This window comes from Archangium sp. (genome assembly GCF_036389735.1).
GTDB lineage: Bacteria > Myxococcota > Myxococcia > Myxococcales > Myxococcaceae > Archangium.
Window position 1 is genome coordinate 1 of record NZ_DASVWK010000380.1, and the last position, 3,325, is coordinate 3,325.

The window sequence follows — 3,325 nt, forward strand, 5'->3', positions numbered from 1 at the left end:
CGGAAAAGAGAAGAGCGGAAAGCTGGCCGAGAAGTCCCCTCGCATCCACCGTGCCGCCGCCTCTCGGAATGCCGCGACGAAGGCCCGGTACTGCTCACGCAACTCCTTCAATGCCTGGCGCGTCGAGGCATGCCCCAACGGTCGGGGGCTTCGCTTGAGGCGCTCGGGCCGGGTATGCGGGTGTTGTGCCCTCAAGGCCCGCACTCCCAGCACAGGCTTGTCCTGTGCGCGAGCCTCGGCTTCCACCGCCTCCACGAGTCCCCGAACCACGCGCTGCCTCCCCTCCTCCCCCAGTCCTTCCCAGCACGGCAGTGGCGCCACCTCCAACTCCACCAGCTCGGCGATTTCCTCGGCGAAGCGCCCCTCCCCCACTGCCGTGTCCTCGCTCCCCCTCTTGCTCCAGCGCTTCGTCCAGTTGAACCACTGGAACAGTCGCCTCGCCGGCCCCAGCAGCTGCGGTAGACACGTGAGTCCCGGCCACTCGGCACTCCTCTCCACCAAGCCCTCCTTCACTCCATGGGCCAAAACGTAGCGCAACCGCCCCACCAGTGCCGTGTCGTCCAGCACCGGCTCCGCTGAGTAGCGCCGCTCCCAGAAGCCTCCACTCCAGTCCACCAGTCGCCCTACCTTCCTGGAGAGGTTGGCGCGCAGGTATTGCATGAAGCTGGCGAGCGCGGCCCCCCGCGCCCACACCAGCAGGTGGAAGTGATTGGAAGCGAAGGTGAAGGCGTGCAGCCGCACATTCCCGGCGCTCTGCTGGACGGCGCGCGCCAGCACCCCACCCACCACCTCGTTCACCTGCGCGCTGGGACGCAGCAGCAGCCGCCCCTGGAAGCACTTGGACGTCACGAAGTAATAGCCCTCCTCTTTGAACATCCTCAGCGGCCAGCCCATCCCCATCCCCTACGAGCGAGTCGCCAGGCCCCGTGCACCCGGCGAGCCAGCTTCAAGTCCTTGGAAAGACTTGGGGACTCGGAGGGATACCCAGTCTCGTTCCGTGGCTTGAGTCCCTCGTGTCGAATCCTTTGACACCCTCTCCGGCAGTTCGAGATTCCCGTGGTGCAGTGCATTTTGACGATGCCCACGTGAAACAGGCCGACTCTCTCTCCAAGAGGGCGTGTGTCACTGGCCGCAGGCGCATAGACGGATTGATGATGAACGTCCTGGGGTGGGAATGAGAATTCGTCGGCCTGTAGTCGGCACGTTTGAGGAAAGCCGCCTCGTCGCTCCAACCGAGGCGGCTCCATAGGGCCATGTGCCTTACGGCCAGCGCCACACCGGGCTCACTGGGAACTCCCGAGGCATCCGCACTGCACCGGGTTTCGAGCCTTCCCCTGTGGGGACACGCCCCTGCTCTCCGCCCAGTACGAGGCACACGGGGTGTTTCTGCCCGTCGGGCAGCACGGCCAGGGTGTAGCGGCCCAGGACGGCCGGGTGCTTCTTCTCCCCCTCCATCTCGTAGATGCCGGGGCCCGTCCAGAGTCGGCCGTGGAGAAGCGTCCCCTCGGGCAGGCCTCCAGCTCCCTCGACGAGGCGTCCGATAACGGGGCCATCCTGGTAGGTGCCCACCTCGCTGAAGTCGCCGGGCTGGTTGATGTCCACGATGGCCCGAAGCCCGCGGCCCATCTGGACCTTCCACTTCCGGAACATCATCTCCGTTGCGTCCTTGGGGCAGTCCTCGGGCTCCGGAGGCTTCACCTGGGCGGCAGGGCAACCCAGGCCGACGACAGCACACAGCCAGGCGGCGAGGAGACTTGAGGAAGTGGAGCGGAAAGAGGTGGACACGAATGGGCTTCCTTTCTCGGAACGGCCAGACCCAGGCAGCAGTGCCTCGGGCGGGGGGACGAGTGTGGAGCGCACCAGCCACAAGGCAAGGCCGAGCACGGTCAGGCTCGCGAGGAGGACCAAGGGCCACCTTGCACGGCGCGGGCGGCCCGGAGTGACAGTGGCCTCCTGTTGGGCTTCAACCTGGGTGCCCACGTCCTGGGGAGACAGCGGCGCCTCCTGGACCACGCGCGCCGTTTCCGACGGCTGAGCTGGCGGTGCCGCTACCTCTTCGGGCGCTGGCTCCGACGGGCTCGCCTCGGCGGCGAAGAGCGGCACCTTCCAGGCGGGAGAGTTCCTCCCCTGCTCGGCGGCCCTCTCCAATGCCTGGAGCAGCGCCGCGGTGTCGGGGTAGCGGCCCTCCGGCTTCTTCTCTAGCAGCCTCATGGCGATGTCGCTGAGGGAGCGCGGCGCCAGGGGGTTGAGGAGATGGGGCTCCGTTGGGGGCACGGTGGCGATGGCGGCCAGCAGTTCCTTGTCCGGCAGCTCGGGGTTGAAGGGGTGCAGGTCCGAGAGCCCCTGGTAGAGCAGCACCCCCAGTGCGTACAGGTCCGCGGCGGCGCCCCCTTGGAAAGGCTCTCCCCGCTTCAACGCCTCCGTGCGCGTGTAGGCCAGGAGCTCGGGCGGCAGCAAGTGCAGGACGCCCTCGGGGATGCCCAATGTTTTCGTGAGGGCCCCCGGCAGGCGCACGGTGCCGAAGTCGATGAGGAAGGGCCTGCCGTCCTGCCGGCGGATGAGGATGTTCTCCGCCTTCAAGTCCCGGTGGTACACGCCGCGCGCGTGCAATGCCCCCACGGTGCGCACCACGTCGCTGAAGGTGTCCACCAGTCCGGCGGCCTGAGTGGGCTTGCGCCAGCGCCACCGGTGCCAGTCGTCCCCGTCCACGTAGTCGGTGACGATGAAGGGATAGCCCTGGGTGGGGTTGGGCCAGAAGTCCACCGCGTACACGCGCAGCAGGTTGGGGTGGGAGGAGTAGGTGAAGAGGGCAGCCGCCTCCCGGGCCAGCTTCCGGTAGGCGCTCTTCTCCTCCACGTACTCCTCCTCCGGGAGCTCTTCCTGGGCTCCAGAGAGAGGGCGCAACGCCACCTTCATGGAGTAGGGACGGCCGTCCCGCTCCACCTTGAAGACGCGGGAGGAGCCTCCTAGGCCCACCACCTGGACAATGCGCCAGGGCCCCACCATGTGGCCAGGTTGGAGGTGGTCCGGGTGCAGGGTTTCCTTCATGGGCCGGCGCTCCTACAGCTTCACTTTGGGGAGGAGAAGGCGACGGCTGCCGCTCTTGTCCAGCAGTTCCAGGCGGAAGACTTCGTCCACCTTCCAGAAGGGAGCCTCCGTCTCCACCGCCACGAGGCCCTCCTCGCCAGGCGCGAGCCGCGCCTTGTTCATCTCCACGGAGCGCACTTTCACCGGAGTGCCGTCCGCCAGGGTGAGTCGCGCCTCTTCCGGCTCCCAGGGCTTCTGCCCCGGAAGGTTGCGCACACGGACGACGGCAAGCGCCCAG

General features: G+C 67.5%; 3 protein-coding genes. All 3 read right to left on the bottom strand.

Going from position 1 to position 3,325, the window contains the following annotated elements; genetic code table 11:
• On the bottom strand, positions 1 to 894 hold an 894-nt coding region (locus VF794_RS13475), incomplete at its 3' end, for a transposase (protein ID WP_331110386.1).
• 366 nt (positions 895 to 1,260) lie between these two features.
• Entirely contained in the window at positions 1,261 to 3,048 is a 1,788-nt protein-coding gene (locus VF794_RS13480) for a serine/threonine protein kinase (RefSeq protein ID WP_331110388.1), read from the bottom strand.
• A 12-nt stretch (positions 3,049 to 3,060) separates the two neighbouring features.
• The coding region (locus VF794_RS13485; protein ID WP_331110390.1) for a DUF2381 family protein at positions 3,061 to 3,325 on the bottom strand (265 nt) is incomplete at its 5' end.